This is a genomic window from Aurantimonas sp. 22II-16-19i (assembly GCF_002088275.1).
Lineage (GTDB): Bacteria > Pseudomonadota > Alphaproteobacteria > Rhizobiales > Rhizobiaceae > Jiella.
Genome location: NZ_AQQS01000035.1, coordinates 42,446 through 59,612 on the forward strand (window position 1 = coordinate 42,446; position 17,167 = coordinate 59,612).

General features: G+C 66.3%; 12 protein-coding genes and 1 pseudogene. 10 read left to right on the forward strand and 3 right to left on the reverse strand.

Annotation, left to right across the window (positions count from 1 at the left end; all coding sequences use genetic code 11):
• Positions 1 to 65 precede the first annotated feature (65 nt).
• Positions 66 to 254, reverse strand: a pseudogene (locus ATO4_RS21720) (MFS transporter); the annotation flags it as partial.
• A gap of 598 nt (positions 255 to 852) precedes the next feature.
• Here ATO4_RS21720 and ATO4_RS21725 point away from each other — a divergent pair.
• From ATO4_RS21725 to ATO4_RS21750, 6 genes are all read left to right on the forward strand, one after another.
• Positions 853 to 2,400 carry an MASE4 domain-containing protein gene (locus ATO4_RS21725; RefSeq protein ID WP_176223113.1) on the forward strand — a complete coding sequence of 516 codons (1,548 nt, stop codon included), beginning with the start codon at positions 853 to 855 and terminating at the stop codon, positions 2,398 to 2,400.
• Positions 2,390 to 3,085 carry a response regulator transcription factor gene (locus ATO4_RS21730; RefSeq protein WP_083593867.1) on the forward strand — a complete coding sequence of 232 codons (696 nt, stop codon included), beginning with the start codon at positions 2,390 to 2,392 and terminating at the stop codon, positions 3,083 to 3,085. The genes ATO4_RS21725 and ATO4_RS21730 overlap by 11 nt, the downstream gene beginning before the upstream one ends.
• Before the next feature lie 540 nt (positions 3,086 to 3,625).
• On the forward strand, positions 3,626 to 8,389 hold the full coding sequence (locus tag ATO4_RS21735; RefSeq protein ID WP_348626478.1) for an AAA family ATPase: 4,764 nt from the start codon (positions 3,626 to 3,628) through the stop codon (positions 8,387 to 8,389).
• Positions 8,386 to 9,864: an ATP-binding protein gene (locus ATO4_RS21740; protein WP_083593881.1), complete on the forward strand. Its 1,479-nt coding sequence runs from the start codon at positions 8,386 to 8,388 to the stop codon at positions 9,862 to 9,864. The genes ATO4_RS21735 and ATO4_RS21740 overlap by 4 nt, the downstream gene beginning before the upstream one ends.
• Entirely contained in the window at positions 9,854 to 10,489 is a 636-nt protein-coding gene (locus ATO4_RS21745; RefSeq protein WP_083593869.1) for a response regulator, read from the forward strand. The genes ATO4_RS21740 and ATO4_RS21745 overlap by 11 nt, the downstream gene beginning before the upstream one ends.
• A 205-nt stretch (positions 10,490 to 10,694) precedes the next feature.
• Entirely contained in the window at positions 10,695 to 11,492 is a 798-nt protein-coding gene (locus tag ATO4_RS21750; protein WP_139802616.1) for an AraC family transcriptional regulator, read from the forward strand.
• A 206-nt stretch (positions 11,493 to 11,698) separates the two neighbouring features.
• Here ATO4_RS21750 and ATO4_RS21755 read toward each other — a convergent pair whose 3' ends face one another.
• A complete protein-coding gene (locus tag ATO4_RS21755) occupies positions 11,699 to 12,088 on the reverse strand; it encodes a response regulator (RefSeq protein ID WP_176223115.1) in 390 nt (129 codons plus the stop codon).
• On the reverse strand, positions 12,088 to 12,813 hold the full coding sequence (locus tag ATO4_RS21760) for a LuxR C-terminal-related transcriptional regulator (protein WP_083593872.1): 726 nt from the start codon (positions 12,811 to 12,813) through the stop codon (positions 12,088 to 12,090). The genes ATO4_RS21755 and ATO4_RS21760 overlap by 1 nt, the downstream gene beginning before the upstream one ends.
• A gap of 352 nt (positions 12,814 to 13,165) precedes the next feature.
• Between ATO4_RS21760 and ATO4_RS21765 the strand changes: the two genes are divergently transcribed.
• From ATO4_RS21765 to ATO4_RS21780, 4 genes are all read left to right on the forward strand, one after another.
• Positions 13,166 to 13,750 (forward strand): AraC family transcriptional regulator, encoded by a 585-nt coding sequence (locus ATO4_RS21765; protein ID WP_139802617.1) that lies wholly within the window; start codon positions 13,166 to 13,168, stop codon positions 13,748 to 13,750.
• Between the two features lie 146 nt (positions 13,751 to 13,896).
• Positions 13,897 to 14,550, forward strand: coding sequence for a hydrolase (locus ATO4_RS21770; protein ID WP_083593873.1), 654 nt, complete (start codon positions 13,897 to 13,899; stop codon positions 14,548 to 14,550).
• 64 nt (positions 14,551 to 14,614) lie between these two features.
• A complete protein-coding gene (locus ATO4_RS21775; RefSeq protein ID WP_083593874.1) occupies positions 14,615 to 14,908 on the forward strand; it encodes a XapX domain-containing protein in 294 nt (97 codons plus the stop codon).
• Positions 14,909 to 14,989: 81 nt separating this feature from the next.
• A complete protein-coding gene (locus ATO4_RS21780) occupies positions 14,990 to 16,894 on the forward strand; it encodes an amidohydrolase (RefSeq protein WP_083593875.1) in 1,905 nt (634 codons plus the stop codon).
• The last annotated feature ends 273 nt before the right edge of the window (positions 16,895 to 17,167 follow it).

Genomic DNA, 17,167 nt, shown 5'->3' on the forward strand with positions numbered 1-17,167 from the left:
AAGGCGCAGTCCGCATTCCATCCCCCCTTGGTCCCGGGCGAGCGTCGCGCCAGCCGAGCCGGCACGACGATCAGCCGCCGGCGACGAACGAGATCGCCGAGCGGCAGGAGAAGGAGTGGGCCCGCCGCATAGCCGAGCTGCGTCGCCGTCGGGATCAGCCCCGCCGCGCTGCCGGGAAAGGCGTCCTCGACCAGGCCGAGCATCGGCTGGTTGTAGTGGATGTTGGCGACGGCAAGACCCGCGACGACCGCCATCAGGAATAGGAGAACCCACGACAGATGGGGCGATGGGCGAACACGAACGCTCGCAGCCGTCTCGGCCGTCATAACTGAAACCCCTTTCGCGATGGTGGTATGGCAGCCTCCGCGGAGGCTGCCGCCGTGTTGTCGCGGGCCCTGCCCGTTCAAGAGGCATTCTGGCGGCCGACGTCAGGGCCTTGCTTGTCGCACCCTGCTGCCGGTTGAATGGACGTCTCACAACTTGCTGGTCGCCGCGGTGAACAGGCGCGCCGCAGGTCTCGTTCGGACGCGATCTCCCCCGCGTCGCAATCGGCGGCATTTGCTCTTATGATCGCTCCCGGCGGAAGCCGATCGAACAGTCCAGCTGCCGGTTCAAGACCGGATCGGCCGCGACAATCGCAAGTCCTGGAGGCTCTGAAAGCGTGGCCGCAGTTTCGCTCGTCCGTCCGATATCTCGGGTCACCGAAGATTCTCGAACCGGCCGGGCGTCGGAATCCCAAGGGGACGAAGATGCTGGTCCATGCGACATGCAGCGAGATCATGGGCAGAGTCGGTGGTAGACGATCATCCGTTCCTCATCTCCACGACGTCCCCGTCGCAGGCGCATCGGAAGATGGCTCTTGCCCTTATAGCAGTCCTCTGCCTGGGGCTTGTCGCGACGATCCCCGCCGCCCACACGCCGCTGACAGGGCTGTCGGGCCTCTTGCCGGCCTATGCGGCGGCGGCACTTCTGCTCGAGGCACTGACGGCGGCGCTGCTGCTGGCGCTCTATTCGGCACAGCTGTCGCCGGCGATCTTGGTCCTCGGATCGGGCTATCTGTTCTCGGCCCTCCTGATCATCCCCTGGGCGCTGACATTTCCAGACGTTTTTCCAAAGCTGGGCCTCGACGCGCAACTCCAGAGTGCCGCGTTCGTCGCTGCCTTTCGGCGGCTGGGCTTTCCGCTTTTCGTTCTGGCCTACCTCGCCTTGCGGGACCGCCCAGCATCGCGCGACGGATCGGCCCCGGCAACCAGGCGGATGATCGGCGCCGCGATCTTGATCCCGGCGGCCTTGGTTTGCCTGCTCGGCTGGCTGGCGATCGGGCTCCATGGTGACCTTCCGACCTTCATGGCATCGCCCCTGGTCGCCACATCCCTCTGGCGCTACGTTCCGGCAGCCGCGCTCATGCTCTATGGCGTGGCGCTCCTCTGGCTGATCCTTCGCCGCCGGACGATCATCGATCTCTGGCTGATCGTCGTTCTGTGCGCCATGATGATCGAGACGGTTCTCCTCGGCTATGTCAGCGCCGGGGTGCGGCTCAGCCTCGGCTGGTGGGCCGGTCGCATCTACGGTCTGGCGGCCAGCGGCATCGTCCTCATCGTGCTTTTCGTCGAGCAGGTTTCGCTTCATGACCGCCTGGCGCGCTCGATGATCGCCGAGCGTCGCGCCCGCGCCAATCGCCTGACCGCGATGGAAGCGCTGTCCGCGTCGATCGCCCACGAGATCAACCAGCCGCTGGCAAGCATCGTCACCAATGCGGACGCGGGTCTGCGCTGGCTGGGCCGGGGCGCATCCCACAGCGACGAAGCTCAGGCGGCGCTGCAGCGCATCGTCGCCGAGGGACACCGTGCCGGAGAAGTCGTCAGAAGCATCAGGTCGATGTTCAGTTCCAACACGCGCGAGACCGTCCCGGTGGCGGTGAACGACATCGTGACAGAAGCTGTCCGGCGCTGCAGCGACGAGTTGCGGCTGTCCCGAATCACCATGGACCTCGACCTCGGCTCGGCGCTTCCGAATGTCCCGGCAGAACCGGTCCAGCTTGAGCAGGTCGTGTCGAATCTCATCGCCAATGCGGTCGACGCGATGCAGGACAGCCCGGCCGATCACCGTATGTTGCGGATCACGACGCGCAAGATTGCCGATGGCTCCGTTGCCGTCTCGGTTGCCGATACCGGATGCGGCATAGAAGCCGATCTCAAGCCCGATATCTTCAAGCCATTCGTTTCGACGAAGCCCGATGGAATGGGGATGGGCTTGATGTTCAGTCGCCTCGTCGTGGAAGCGCATGGCGGGAGGCTTACGATGTCGGACAACGACCCGCGAGGAACGATCTTGGAGTTCGTCCTCCCGGCGATGGCGGAAACCGTATCCCACAGGAAGGAGGCAGGCCATGACATGTGACGCGACCGTCCTCGTCGTCGATGACGATGCTTCCTTGCGCCAGTCGCTCGACAGCCTGCTCCGCTCGGTCGGCTACGCCGTCGCGAGCTTCGGGTCGACAGCCGATCTCCTTGCGGCAAGGCGCCCGGACGGTCCGGCCTGCCTCGTCCTCGATGTCAGGCTGCCCGGGGCGAGCGGGCTGCAGTTCCAGGCAGAAATGGCCAAAGCCGACTTCCGGCTGCCGATCATCTTCGTGACGGGCCACGGGGACGTGCCGATGTCGGTCGCGGCGATGAAGGCAGGCGCCGTCGAGTTCCTGACCAAGCCGTTCCGCGACCAGGATCTCCTCGAGGCCGTGCACGCCGCCTTGGAAAGGGACAGGGCGAGACAAGCGGCAGAAAGAGAATCGCGCGAGCTGAACGAGCGGGTCGCTTCGCTGACCGCCCGGGAAATGCAGGTTCTGGAGCTCGTCGCTGCAGGACAGTTGAACAAGCAGGTCGCCGCAGCCCTCGGCGTGAGCGAAGTGACAGTCAAGGCGCATCGCGCCAGCGTCATGGCAAAGCTGCAGGCCAGATCGCTGCCCGATCTCGTCCGGATCGCCGACCGCATCACGGCCGCAAGAGGGAGGGCGTCGGCGGGCGTCGTCTTGCGATCTCCCTCTGCAGGCCGGCATGCGCCACAGGGCGGCGGGACAGACAATGTATGAGTTCACCAAACCTACGTATGGTTGTCCCCTGCGACCCCGAGGTCCATGTTTCGTCGTGTCGAGGCAAGCAAGGTTCGAAGCCCCGCCTGTCCGTCGATCTAGTCTCTCCCGCGATGGCGACGGTTGGGAGAATCCCGATTGCCTCGCCGGACCACGAGTAGACCGACCGGCTTCTCCCCCGAGGCCGATCGTCCGCATGAGACGCCCTGCCTGAACCCCGCGTCCATGCGGGAAGGCCGGCGGCCGAAGCTCCTCCCCTTCGCGTCCGCCGGTCCCTTCCGTTGTCTGGTGAAGATCGTATGATGGGATGATCTTGAAAGGATCACAGCAGCCGTGCCGGGGTGGGACGCCTATTCATTCGTGGTTTTGCGGCGGGATGCGGAGACGATCCTGTTCCGCGGATATGGGCCGGAGTTGCCGAACATTCTGATGCTGCGTGCGACACCGGAAGCGTCCGCCGAGCAAGGCCGGACGCGGATGCAGCGCGAATACCAGGCGACCCACAGTCTCGATCCCGCCCATGTCGCGACCGCCCGGGAGATGGTCGAGTTCGACGGCGCACCGGCCCTCCTGCTCGGCGATGACGGCGGAAACATCCCTGATCCATCCGCCGAATGGCCGCTTGCGATCGAGGACGTTCTCGCCCGCGCGGTCGCGCTTGCGGAAAGCGTCGATCATATCCACGCGAACGGCGTCGTTCATCGCGATCTCAGGCCGCAAACCCTCATCTTCGGCCTCTTGCCCGAAGTCCGGCTGACCGGATTTGGCCATGCTGACCGAGAAGGTCTGCCTCGATCGAGGCAACATGACCGGCCGCCGGGTTCAGAGCCTTACGCCGCCCCCGAAACCAACGGCCGCAACCGCGTCGCGGACCGGCGAAGCGACCTCTATTCGCTCGGCATCGTCTTCTACCAGATGCTGACAGGCCGGCTGCCATTTTCGGCACGCGACACGGCGGAGTGGATGCACAGCCACATGGCGCGCCAGCCGATGGCTCCCGGTCGCTTCGTCCCCGGCGTTCCGACGATGCTGGCCTCGATCGTCATGAAGCTGATCGAAAAGGCGCCGGAGGATCGATACCAGACGGCCCGGGGCCTCGCGCGCGACCTTGCCCGCTGCCTCGCCGATTGGGAGAGCCACGGGCGCATCGCCCCGTTCGTCCTGCGCTCCGACGACAGCCGTGGCCGCTTCACCGTGCCGACGAAGCTTTACGGTCGCGATGCCGAAATCGCCCGGCTGGTTGCCAGCCACGAGCAGACGCTGGCGGAGAAGACAACACGTCTGCTGCTCGTCTCCGGTTATTCCGGCATCGGCAAGTCCTCACTCGTTCGCGAATTCGGGCGCCATCTCGACCATGCCCCCGGCCTGTTCCTGTCCGGCAAGTTCGACCAGCTTGCCCGCGACGTCCCCTATGCGACGATCGCTCAGGCTTTCCAGGCGGCGCTTCTCGACATTCTCCAGGGGGACACGCCGACCCGCGAAAGCTGGCGGAAGGCGATCCTCCAGGCCGTCGGCGGTTATGGCGCCCTTCTGTTTTCGCTCTTGCCCGCCCTCCTGGAGCTGATCGGCGATCAGCCGGCGCCTCCCGATCTGCCGCCGCACGAGGCCCGAAGCCGGTACCACCGGATTCTCTTGCGCTTCATCGAGGGTTTTGTCCGACAGGCGACGTCGCTGACGATCTTTCTCGACGATCTGCAATGGATCGATCAGGCAACGCTCGAACTGTTCGAACGGCTGACCGATGAGCGGACGATCGGACCTCTGCTCCTCGTCGGCGCCTATCGCGACAACGAGGTTCCGCTTTCCCATCCGCTGACCGGGATGATCGAACGCGTGCGAAGCGGCGGCGGTCTCGTCGAGGCGATGTTTCTCGGACCGCTGGAGGCTGGAGCGGTCGGCCGGCTTCTCGCCGATTCGCTCGGCACCGACCGGGAGGAGATCGCCCCCCTGGCAGACATCGTCCTGGCAAAGACCGCGGGCAATCCGTTCTTCGCGCAACAGCTCCTCGCCTCGCTCGTCGAGACCGGCAAGCTCAGCTTCGACGAAGAGAGCCGCCACTGGCTCTGGGATCACGACGAGCTGGCGGGAAGCGCCAGCCTCGACATCGTCGACCTGATAACCGCCAAGCTCGAAGCCCTGCAGACCACCACGAAGGACTGCCTCGCGCGCTTCGCCTGCCTCGGCAACGCGGTGACGGCCGACCGGCTTGCCCGCGCCTGCGGCACCGACGAGGCGACCGTCTGCGACTCTCTGACGGAGGCGATCGTCGCCGGCCTCGTCTTCCGCCTAGGAGAAGCATACCTGTTCCTGCACGACCGGGTGCAGGAAGCGACCTATCGGCTGATCCCTGCGACGGACCGTCCGGCCATGCATCTCTCCATCGGCCGCCGTCTCGCCCGAAATGGCGACGAGAGGGCAAGCGAGGATGCGATCTTCGACATCGCCTCCCAGATGAACCGTGGCAGCGAGTGCATCGAGAGCGATGCCGAACGGGTTGCCCTGATGGCGTACAACCTCAAAGCCGGCATACGCGCCGAAACGTCCACCGCCCATGCGACGGCCCTTTCCTACTATCTCGCCGGAGCCGCGCTGCTTCGGGAAGGCGACTGGTCCGAAAATCATCGGACCGTCTTCGAGCTCGAGCTTCGAACCGCCGATTGCGAGTTCCTCACCGGCGAGCCGGAAGCGGCCGACCAGCGCCTCGACCGGCTGTCCCCGCGCGCCGAAAGCCGCTCCGACGCCGCCCGGATCGTCTGGGCGCAAATCACGCTGAACACGGCGCTCGGGCGGCTCGACCGCGCGATCGCGCTGGGGCTCGCCTATCTCGGCACGGGCGGCTTCGTCGTCGATCCCCACCCGGATCGCGCCGACCTCGACCTCGAATTCGCGCCGATCGCCGAGGAAATCGCGCAAGGCAGGATCGAAGCCAGACGCCATCTGTCACCTCTGGAGGACAGGGACAGCCGCGACACGCTCGAAGTGCTTGCGGCGATGCTGCCACCGGCCTTCTTCACCGACGAGAAGCTCGTCTGCCTGCTGCTCTGCCGGATGGCGAACATCTCCCGCATCCATGGCAACAGCGACGCCTCCGCCCTCGGCTATACCTATCTCGGCATGGTACTCGGCCCGTATTTCGGCGACTACCCGGCCGGCTACGCCTTCGGCAAGCTGGGTCTCGACCTGATCGAGAGTTCGGCGAGCGGCCGCTTCCGGGCCCGGGTGGTGATGGCTTTTGCCAGCCACGTGATGACGTTTTCCAAGCCGATGCGCGAGAGCCGGGACATCCTGCGGCGCGCCTTCGATCTGGCCGCCGAGGTCGGCGATCTGACCTATACCGGCTTCAGCACCTGCACGCTCCTCAGCAACTATCTGGGTTCGGGCGAACCGCTGCCGCGCATCGAGCGCGAAGCCACCAAGGGGCTCGCCCATGTCGAGCGCGCCAAATTCGGCCTGATCGTCGACATCGTCACCACCCAGTTGATGCTGGTGCGGCGGCTGCAGGGGGTGACCCGTGGCCCGGGCACCTTCGACGACGACAACCTGGATGAAGGCGCCTTCGAAGCCCGTCTCGAAAGCAACCCGGGGCTGAAGATCGCCGCCTGCTGGTACTTCATCCGAAAAATGCAGGCCCACGTCTTCGAGGGGGATTTCGCCGCGGCCCTCGCCGCCGAAGCCAAGGCGGCTCCCCTGACATGGACGACCGGCGGCCACTTCGAGCTGGTCGAATACCACTTCTATGCCGCCCTTGCCCATGCCGGCGCCCATGAAGCCGCGGCTTCCGGCGGAGCGGGCGAACGCCATCTCGCCGCGTTGCGCAAGCACCACCGGACGCTGCAGACCTGGGCGGACAACTGTCCGAAGAATTTCCTGCATCATGCCGCATTGGTCCATGCCGAGATCGAGCGGATCGAGGGCCACGACATGGCGGCCATCAAGGGTTACGAAGCCGCGATCGCATCGGCAGAGCGCGAAGGCTTCCTGCATGTCGAAGCGTTGGCGCTCGAGGCGGCCGCGGGCTTCTGCCGCCGCCATGGCCTGGCGACGTTCGAGGCCGCCAACCTGAAACGAAGCTACGACGCCTATCGGCGCTGGGGCGCGCACGCCAAGCTTCGCCAGCTCGAAAGGCTGCGGCCGGAACTGCGGAGCGAGAGGGTGCCGACCGAGCGCTGGTCGGCGCCAGGCGATCTCGACCGGAACGACCTTCATTCGGTGATCCGTTCCTCCGAGGCGGTCTCGAACGAGCTGCAGATCGGCGAACTCATCGGGCGCATCATGGAAATAGCCCTCGAGAACGCCGGCGCCGAACGCGGCCTTTTGATCCTGCCGAAAGGCGACGAGCTGATGATCGAGGCCGAGGCCGTCACCGGCCCGGAAACGATCGACGTGCGCTGCGATCGCAAACCGGCCGATCCGGCCAATGCCCCTCTTTCGCTCGTGCGCGACGCCTTCAGAACCCTGACGCCGCTGGTCATCGCCGACGCCGCGCAGCCTCATGCCCATTCGGCGGATCCCTATCTGCGGGCAAACCATGACCGATCGATCCTGGCGCTTCCGCTGGTACGGCAGGGGAAGCCGATCGGACTTCTCCTGCTGCAAAGCCCGACGCCAAGTGCATTTTCCTCCGGCCAGATCGCCGTTCTGCGTGTCCTCGCCGCCCAGGCCGCGATGTCGCTGGAATCCGCCGCCCTCGAGGAGAAGGATTCGCTCCTGAAGGAAGTCCATCACCGGGTGAAGAACAATCTTCAGCTGATCAACAGCCTGCTCAATCTCCAGGCTTCGCGGATTGCCGATCCAGCCGTCGCCGAGCTTTTCGCCGAAAGCCGCAACCGCATCCGTTCGATGGCCCTCGTCCATGAAAACCTCTACCGCGCCGGCAGCTATGCGCGCATCACCATGGCCGACCACATCCAGACCCTGTGCGCCCATCTCCAGCGGGCCTATGCGAGCCTGGCGAGCGGCATCTCCGTCAAAGTGGATGTCGAGGACATCGCCCTCGACCTCGACCGCGCCGTGAGCTTGGGGCTGATCGTCAACGAACTCGTCTCTAACGCGCTGAAACATGCCTATCCCCCGCCCGCGACGGGGACCATCCACGTCTCGCTGCGCCGGGCGGCCTCGGGGCGCGTCGTGCTCGTCGTCGGCGACGACGGAATCGGCTTGCCAGACGGCTGGGAAACCGGCGATACGCTCGGCCTGCAGCTGGTCCGCGACCTCTCCGATCAATTGAAGGGCCGGCTGGAGATCGTTTCCATGCCAGGTTCGCGCTTCGAGATCAGCTTCGGCACCGGGGCTCCGGCTTGGTGACGCCGGCGCGGATCCTCGTCGTCGAGGACGACCGCATCGTCTCGCGCGATATCCAGCAGCAACTTCGGCGCATCGGCTACGAGGTGCTGGGTGCGGCGACGACGGGCGAAGCTTCGGTGGATATTGCCCTCGGCGAGACGCCGGACATCGTCCTGATGGACATTCGCCTCGAGGGCGAGATCGACGGCATCGAGGCCGCCGAGCGGATTCGCAGGGCCTGCGCCGCGCCGGTGATCTTCCTGACCGCCTATGCCGACGACGAGACGGTCCGGCGCGCCGGCAACGCCGAGCCCTTCGGCTATCTGATGAAGCCATTCGACGATCAGCAGCTGCGCACCGCGATCGAGATCGCGCTCTACAAGCATGCGGCCGAGAGGCGGCTTCGCGAGAGCGAACGGCGCTACGCGACGACCCTCGCAAGCATCGGCGACGGCGTCATCGCAACTGACGCGAAGGCGCTCGTCTCCTTCATGAACCCGGTCGCGGAGACCCTCACCGGCTGGACCATGGCCGAGGCGAAGGGCGTCCCGGTCCAGGAGGTGTTCCGGATCGTCAACGAGGACACCCGCCAGACGGTGGAGGATCCGGTCGCCAAGGTCTTGCGGCTCGGCACGATCGTCGGTCTCGCCAACCATACGGTGCTCATCGCCAGGGACGGACGCGAGATCCCGATCGACGATTGCGGATCGCCGATCATCGACGACGACGGCGAAATCTCGGGCGTCGTCTTGGTCTTTCGCGACATCAGTCAGAAGCGCGAGATGGACCAGGCGCTGCGCCAGGCCGAGGCCCGGCTGACGCTGGTTTCGCGGCTTTCCCAGCTGGGCGAATTCGCCGCGATGATTGCCCACGAGGTGAACCAGCCCCTGACGGCCATCGTCACCAATGCCGACACGTGCCTGCGCTATCTCGACGAGGCGCGGCAGGCGGCCGAGCGGATCGTCGACAACGGCCACCGAGCCGGCAACGTGGTCCGCAGCATCCGCACGCTCGTCGGCCGCTCACGCCAGGAGATCTCCGACGTCGACGTCGAGGCGCTGATCCACGAGGTGATCGAGCTCAGGCGAAGCGAAATCCGCGAATGCGAGATCGTGCTCGACCTCGGCCTTTCCGCCTCGCTGCCGACCGTCAGCGGCGACCGGGTGCAGTTGCAGCAGGTCGTCTCGAACCTCATCGCCAATGCGATCGACGCCATGCGGGAGGTGGAGGGGCGGCAGCGAAGGCTCAAGATCACCGCGGCGGCCAACGACGGAGAGGCGCTGACCGTCACCGTCTCCGACACCGGCAGCGGGCTCAGCAGCAGGCCGGACGAGATCTTCGAGCCGATGTTCACGACGAAGCCGGACGGCATGGGGCTCGGCCTGTCGATCAGTCGTTCGATCGTCGAGGGCCATGGCGGCCGGATCTGGGTCGAACCCGGCGCGCCCGGCACGCGCTTCGCCTTTGCTATTCCGCTGCGCCGCGATGAACTTTGAGCGCGGACATCGCTCCGCCGCGGAGCGCCAGACCGTCTTCCTCGTCGACGACGACCGCGACGTCCGCCTCGCCCTCGAAGGGCTGCTTCGGTCGGTTCATCTCACGGTGGAGACATTCGCGTCGGTGGAAGCCTTCCTGGCGTCCGGCCGCGTCGATGCTCCCGGCTGCCTCATCCTCGACGTCCGGCTCGCCGGTCTAAGCGGTCTCGCCTTCCAGGCCGACCTCGTCGAAAGCGGCTCGCGCATGCCGATCGTCTTCGTCAGCGGGCATGCCGACGTGGCGATGGCCGTGCGCGCGATGAAGCTCGGCGCAGCCGACTTCCTCACCAAGCCGCTGCGCCCCCAGGAACTGATCGACGCGATCCATTCGGCGCTTGCGACGGACCGCGAGCGCCGAGCGCTGGAAGCAGCCGCCAAATCGCAGCAATCGGCCTTCGAGGCCTTGTCGCCGCGGGAGCGCGAGGTCCTGACCCTCGTCGCATCCGGGCTGACGAACCGGGAAGCGGCCGCCCGGCTCGGCATCATCGAGGCAACCGTGAAGGCCCATCGGGGACAGATCATGAAGAAGCTCGGGGTGATCAGTTTCGCCGCGCTCATCCGGCGCGCGGTCGAGATGGGCCTCTGACTGCGTCACCACCCCCTCCGATGGTCTAGTCGCAGGAGCCAGGAGGACAATGGTTCGGCCGATCGCTCGGCCGTAGATTCCGCCGGTGCCATCACACTGTCGGGCGGTGAAGCTCTTGTCGAGGCTGAGTGAAAATCTGGCGCCATATCTCGCCTCGCGGGAGCATGAGGTCGCGATCGGGGGCGTACCGTTGCTGGCGCGGCGCGTGGCGGGGTCGGGTCTCGGTTCCGACCCGACACCGATCCCGCCGGTCGAACAGACGAGCTTCGTCTGCGTCCAATTCGCTCCGATCGCACATCAATCCCTGTTCAAGCTCGGAAAGCTCTACAGCGACGAGCCCTATCCCGAATCTTCGATCGAGATCATCCATCTGGAAGAGCAGCCCGAAGCCATCGTTCCAGCGGCGTTCGATTGCTTCCATCTCGAGGTGCCGGACGCTGCCCTGCGGGCCTTCGCCGATGCGCAACACCGGAAGGATCCGGGGCTTCTTCGCTGCCGCAAGGGCGAGATCGACACGACGATGCGCCATCTCGCCGAGGCTCTGCTGCCGGTGCTGGAGCGAGCCCCGGAGGCCTTCTCAAGACCCGAGCGCCTGTTCTTCGACCAGATCGTCTGCGCCATGCTGGCTCATCTGTCCGACCGCTATGCCGCTCCCGCGGCCAGGCTCGCCTCGGAGCGCCGCCTCGCGCCATGGCAGCAGCGGCTCGTCACCGAGCGCCTGACGGATGATCTTCGCGGCGAGCCCGCGCTTGAGGACCTTGCCCGGCTGTGCGGTCTGCCGGTCCTGCGGTTTGCCGGCGACTTCCGCCGCACGACGGGCCTGACGCCGGCGCGGTGGCTGCGACGGGCACGCATCGAAGCGGCCAAGCAGATGCTGTTCCGGACGACCCTGCCCCTGAAGGAGATCGCCTTCCGCTGCGGCTTTGCCGATCACAGCCACTTCACCCGGGTGTTTTCGGCTGAGGTCGGCATGATTCCAGCGGCATTCAGGCGCGAGCGATGACTGATCCCACAGACGCAGGACCGGCTCATGGCGGAGGGATCGCGCGCCGATTCACGTTGCGAAGCTTCCGGAGTCAGGCGACGGCATCGCTCAAGACGGCTCAGGTCATTGCGGCTTTCGCCGACCAGTGCGATTTCACCCATGCATTCAGAGCCGCCCTCGAAACGACGCCACGCCGCTACCGGGCGAGCGTCCGATCGTGACCGTCACGGCAACGGCTGGAGAAGCTGGAAGACCGTCGCGATCAGGAGGTCGGACCCGGCGTTCTTCTCGATGAATGCGGCGACGTTCAACCCCGCAAAGCCGCGCCGGATGTCGCCGGCGAGGCCGCTGCTGACGACGACGGGAAACGTCCACTGCCGCCGCCGCACCTCCCGGACAAGCTGAAGACCGCTCAGCGCCGGCATCTTGTAGTCCGTCACCAGGCAGTTGGTCGCCGGCGCCCGGACGAAGGCGAGAAAGGCGGCCGCACGGTCGAAGCCCTGGACGTCGTAGTCGCCGCGACTGCGGATCGCCGCCGAGACTGCGGCGAGAACGCCGACCTCGTCGTCGACGAGGCAGATCAGCGGTCTTCCCGCAGGTTGTTCGCCGCTCATCAGCCCAACGTCCGCCGGGGCAGCATGTTCGGCTCGAACGCCTCCCGCAGATCGCCACATTTCGAGCCGAAACGCCCGGTCGCGGCGCGCACGTCCAGGAGTTCGGCCATCAGGACAAGATCGGGCAGCGACTGGGCCCGCATCTTGCGCATGACGTTACCGCGATGGATCTTCACGGTGATCTCGCTGAGGCCGAGCTGTCCGGCGATCTGCTTGTTCATCAGGCCGGCCGCGACGAACCCCATCACCTCCCTTTCCCGCGGCGAGAGCGTGCCGAAGCCATCGCGCACCTCCCGCTCGAAGGAGCGACCTTCGCGGCGCCGGCGATCGATGTCGAGCGCCTCGGCGACGGCGCCGAGGACGGCCTCGACCCGCAACGGCTTCGACAGGAAGTCGATCGCGCCGGCCTTCATGCCGCGCACGCTCATCGGGATCGTTCCCGCGCCGGTCAGGAGCACGACGGGAATGGCGACCCGGCGCTCGGCGAGGGATCGTTGAAAGTCGAGCCCGCTGGCGCCGCGAAGATGAATGTCGAGAAGCAGGCAACACGGCCGCTCCGGCAGGCCACTCTCGGCGAAACCTTCGACGCCGCACCGGGTGCTTACGTCGTATCCCACGGCCCGCAAGAGCGAGCCGAGGGCCGTCCGGACATCCTGATCGTCATCGATGACGAAGACCAGCCCCTCTTTCAAGGTTTCGTTCTCGGCTCTTCTTCGCTCGTCCATGGCACCACGCTCCGGAGTGAAGGCTCGGCCCGAAGCGCCGGCGGCTCCCGTCCTCTCCCCTGGGTCGCCCAATTCCTCAGACCGTATGAGCCGCCAGCTTGGCCATCTCGCAGGTTCCATGTCTTGTCTATGAGGATCAGTGCTGGAACATTTCGAAGGCCCGGAACGGATCCGTTGCCTGAGCAGCAGAAAGCTCGCAGCTCGAATTCCTTGCACGCGTCCCGGCGGCAAGGGGCTCCAGCCGCCCCCGACACCCCCCAGCGTCTTCCGCCACTAACCCCTGCGTATAATTGGGCCGCGGGTGCGACTGGCCTATCCCTTCCGAAGCCTTGATCGGAAAAGGATACCTCGGATGACATCGGCCATCGCTCTCAATGGCTCGCCGCTTTCGCGAACTGCAACGAGTGCGGCATGGGATCTACCTCCCGACGTCCTTCAGGGTCTTGTCGCGGAGGTCAGGCGGCATATTCCCGATGGCGAGATCCTGGCGCTCAGATCGCTGGATCGTCTCACCTCCTTCGCCGCCACCGCGTCGCTCGGGCCCGGCAAGCAGGAAGACCGGCAGCGCGACGCCGGAGCCGGGCCACGCATCGGCGGCCTCGCCCCCTGGCAGGCAAACCGCGTCGAACGCTACATCGGCGAGAACATCGAGGCACCGATCCGCGTCGCCGACCTCGCCGCGCTCGTCTCCTTGTGTGCGAGCCACTTCTGCCGGGCCTTCCGGGCGCATTTCGGCGAGACGCCGCACAGCTTCGTGATGCGCCGGCGGATCGAGCATGCCCAGTTGCTGATGGCCTCGACGGACGAACCTCTCAGCCAGATCGCGCTGATGTGCGGCCTGTCAGATCAGGCCCATCTCTCCCGCCTCTTCCGCCGTCACTTCGCAACGACGCCCTCGAACTGGCGAAGGCGCTCGGTTTGCCGGCAGGCGGCCTGACGATCATGCGGCGGCGGCGCCCCGCCGCGCGGCGATCGACCGCCCATCCGTCCAAATCGGCCAGGAGGCGACAAGATCGTGCCGACGCGATCGCCGAAGGATGACGCGAACCACTCCCTTTGAACCGGCTAGAGGAACTCTGGACCATGCCCATCGCCGCCACGCCGATCCCGGGCTCCAAGCTCGTCACCCCCACCGACCACACGCTGGTGATGATCGACTTCCAGTCGCAGATGGCATTCGCCACCAAGTCGATCGACGCGATCACGCTTCGCAACAACGCTGCCCTCGTGGCCAGTGCCGCCAGGGGTTTCGAAGTTTCGACCGTGCTGACGACCGTCGCCGAAAAGAGCTTCTCCGGCCCGATGTTTTCCGAGATCACCGACGTGTTTCCCGAAACGCAGCTCTACGACCGCACCTCGATGAACACGTGGGAAGATGCAGCCACCGTGGCAGCGATCAGCGCGATGGGGAAGGATCGCCTCGTCCTCTGCGGCCTCTGGACGTCGGTCTGCATCGTCGGCCCGGCGCTCTCGGCCATCGAACAGGGCTACGAGGTCTATGTCATCGCCGATGCCTGCGGCGACGTGTCCGCCGAGGCTCACGAACGGGCGATGGACCGCATGGTCCAGGCCGGCGCCTCGCCGATGACCTCGCTGCAATATCTGCTGGAACTCCAGCGCGACTGGGCACGCACCGAGACCTACGACATGACCACCGGCATCGCCCGCAAGCTCGGCGGCGCCTACGGCCTCGGCATCACCTACGCGAAACAGATGTTCAACGCCCACGAGGGCTGAACGATCGCGGCGCCGGATCTGCCACGAACCGGCGCCCCCTCCTTCTTCTGCGACGGAGAGCTGCATGAAGATCTATCTCCTCTCGCTCGGTGCCGGGCTCCTCGTCGGCATCATCTACGCCCTGATCAACGTGCGCTCGCCCGCCCCGCCCGTCGTCGCTCTGGTCGGCCTTCTCGGGATCCTGGTCGGCGAACAGATCCCGCCTCTCGTCAGGAGCCTGTTGGCCGACGGACCGACCGCGACCAGCTGGCTGCGCGAACATGTGAAGCCGCATGTGTTCGGCCATCTGCCGCGCGGCGGCGATGCGGCGGCGGCCGGGCCTGCGCCGACCCGGCATTCGGCATCCGACGCTTCCTGAGGCTGCCGATCGCCCGCGGCCCCGCTAAGGGACCAAGCGGAGGATCGCGACGGCCGGCCCCGAAAAAGGACTTGAAAGACGATGAGCCTGCCATCCGCGACGGACCGCTCCGCCCCCGACCTGATCCTCCATTCGGGTCTCGTGACGACCCTCGACCGCGGCAATCCGACGGCCGACGCCATCGCGATCAAGGACGGGATCTTCACCGCGGTCGGCCATGGACGGGACATCATGCCCCTCGCCGGCCCGTCGACGACGATCATCGACCTGTTGGGCAAGCGCGTCCTGCCCGGCCTGATCGACAATCATCTCCACATCATCCGCGGCGGGCTCAACTTCAACATGGAGCTGCGCTGGGACGGGGTGCGCAGCCTCGCCGACGCGATGGCGATGCTGAAGCGCCAGGTCGACGTCACCCCGGCGCCGCAATGGGTGCGGGTCGTCGGCGGCTTCACCGAGCACCAGTTCGCGGAAAAGCGCCTGCCGACCATCGAGGAGCTCAACGCCGTCGCCCCCGACACGCCGGTGTTCCTGCTGCATCTCTACGACCGGGCGATCCTCAACGGCGCGGCCCTCAGGGCCGTCGGCTATGCGAAGGACACGCCGAACCCGCCCGGCGGCGAGATCACCCGCGACGCGAACGGCAACCCGACCGGTCTTCTCCTGGCGAAGCCCAATGCCGGCATCCTCTACGCCACGCTGGCCAAGGGGCCGAAGCTGCCTTTCGACTACCAGCTGAATTCCACCCGCCATTTCATGCGCGAGCTCAACCGGCTCGGCGTCACCGGCGCCATCGATGCCGGCGGCGGCTTCCAGAACTATCCCGACGACTATGCCGTCATCGCGAAGCTGCACGACGCCCAGCAGCTGACCATCCGCCTCGCCTACAACCTCTTCACCCAGAAGCCGAAAGAGGAGAAGGAGGACTTCCTCAACTGGACGAAGACCTCGACCTACAAGCAGGGCGACGACTATTTCCGCCACAACGGCGCCGGCGAGATGCTGGTCTTTTCCGCCGCCGACTTCGAGGATTTCCGCCAGCCGCGGCCGGACATGGGGCCGGAGATGGAGGGCGAGCTCGACGACGTCGTCCGCATCCTCGCCGAAAACCGCTGGCCCTGGCGGCTGCACGCCACCTATGACGAGACGATTTCGCGGGCGCTCGACGTCTTCGAGAAGGTCAATCAGGACATCCCGCTCGAAGGCCTCAACTGGTTCTTCGACCATGCCGAGACGATCTCCGAGCGCTCGATCGACCGCATCGCGGCGCTCGGCGGCGGCATCGCCGTGCAGCACCGCATGGCCTATCAGGGCGAGTATTTCGTCGAGCGCTACGGGATGGGCGCGGCGGAAGCGACCCCGCCGATCGCACGCATGCTGGAAAAGGGCGTGAAGACCTCCGCCGGCACCGACGCCACCCGGGTGGCCTCCTACAATCCGTGGGTCTCGCTCGCCTGGATGATCACCGGCCGCACCGTTGGCGGCCTGAGGATCACCCCCCAGCACAATTGCCTCGACCGCGAGACGGCGCTGCGGATGTGGACCGAGAACGTCACCTGGTTCTCCAACGAGGAGGGCAAGAAGGGCCATGTCGCAGTCGGCGAGTTCGCCGATCTGGTGGTGCCGGACAAGGACTTCTTCGCCTGCGCCGAGAGCGAGATTTCGGACATCACGGCCGCCCTCACCATGGTCGGCGGCAAGGTCGTCTGGGGCGCCGGCGACTTCGCCAGATTCGACGAGGCCGCGCCGCCGCCGGCGATGCCCGACTGGTCGCCGGTCCGCTCCTTCGGCGGCTATGCCGCCTGGGGCGAGCCCGACGGTGCCGGAGCCCCGGCGCTGGCCCGCAGGATGGCGGCCGCCTGCGGCTGCGCGAACAGTTGCGGCGTCCACGGCCACGACCATGCGACCGGCTGGTCGTCGAAACTGCCGATCTCGGATCTGAAGAGCTTCTGGGGCGCTCTCGGCTGCGCATGCTGGGCGGTCTGAGCGTCATCCGTTCGCGGACGTTCGACCGGTATCATCCTGACGCGGATGCGGCGACGCATCCGCAAACGCCACCCCGCATCGCCGAGCGGGACCGATCGCCTGCCGGCATTCACCCGACACGCCGGGTCTGGCTCCTTGCCGGATCGGCAATGGCGGGCCCCTCGGCCTTCCTGGCGCAGCCATGCGGCGACCGCCAGAGCCGACCACAAAGGAGAAATCACAATGCCCTTCGTCAAGACCCAGGACGGCACCGACATCTTCTACCGCGATCTC

What these genes read in the sequence shown, in the direction of transcription:
- ATO4_RS21725 (WP_176223113.1), top strand. Translation starts at nt 853, where the DNA reads ATGGCTCTTGCCCTTATAGCAGTCCTCTGCCTGGGGCTTGTCGCGACG.
- ATO4_RS21730 (WP_083593867.1), top strand. Translation starts at nt 2,390, where the DNA reads ATGACATGTGACGCGACCGTCCTCGTCGTCGATGACGATGCTTCCTTG.
- ATO4_RS21735 (WP_348626478.1), top strand. Translation starts at nt 3,626, where the DNA reads ATGGTCGAGTTCGACGGCGCACCGGCCCTCCTGCTCGGCGATGACGGC.
- ATO4_RS21745 (WP_083593869.1), top strand. Translation starts at nt 9,854, where the DNA reads ATGAACTTTGAGCGCGGACATCGCTCCGCCGCGGAGCGCCAGACCGTC.
- ATO4_RS21755 (WP_176223115.1), bottom strand. Translation starts at nt 12,088, where the DNA reads ATGAGCGGCGAACAACCTGCGGGAAGACCGCTGATCTGCCTCGTCGAC.
- ATO4_RS21760 (WP_083593872.1), bottom strand. Translation starts at nt 12,813, where the DNA reads ATGGACGAGCGAAGAAGAGCCGAGAACGAAACCTTGAAAGAGGGGCTG.
- ATO4_RS21765 (WP_139802617.1), top strand. Translation starts at nt 13,166, where the DNA reads ATGACATCGGCCATCGCTCTCAATGGCTCGCCGCTTTCGCGAACTGCA.
- ATO4_RS21770 (WP_083593873.1), top strand. Translation starts at nt 13,897, where the DNA reads ATGCCCATCGCCGCCACGCCGATCCCGGGCTCCAAGCTCGTCACCCCC.
- ATO4_RS21775 (WP_083593874.1), top strand. Translation starts at nt 14,615, where the DNA reads ATGAAGATCTATCTCCTCTCGCTCGGTGCCGGGCTCCTCGTCGGCATC.
- ATO4_RS21780 (WP_083593875.1), top strand. Translation starts at nt 14,990, where the DNA reads ATGAGCCTGCCATCCGCGACGGACCGCTCCGCCCCCGACCTGATCCTC.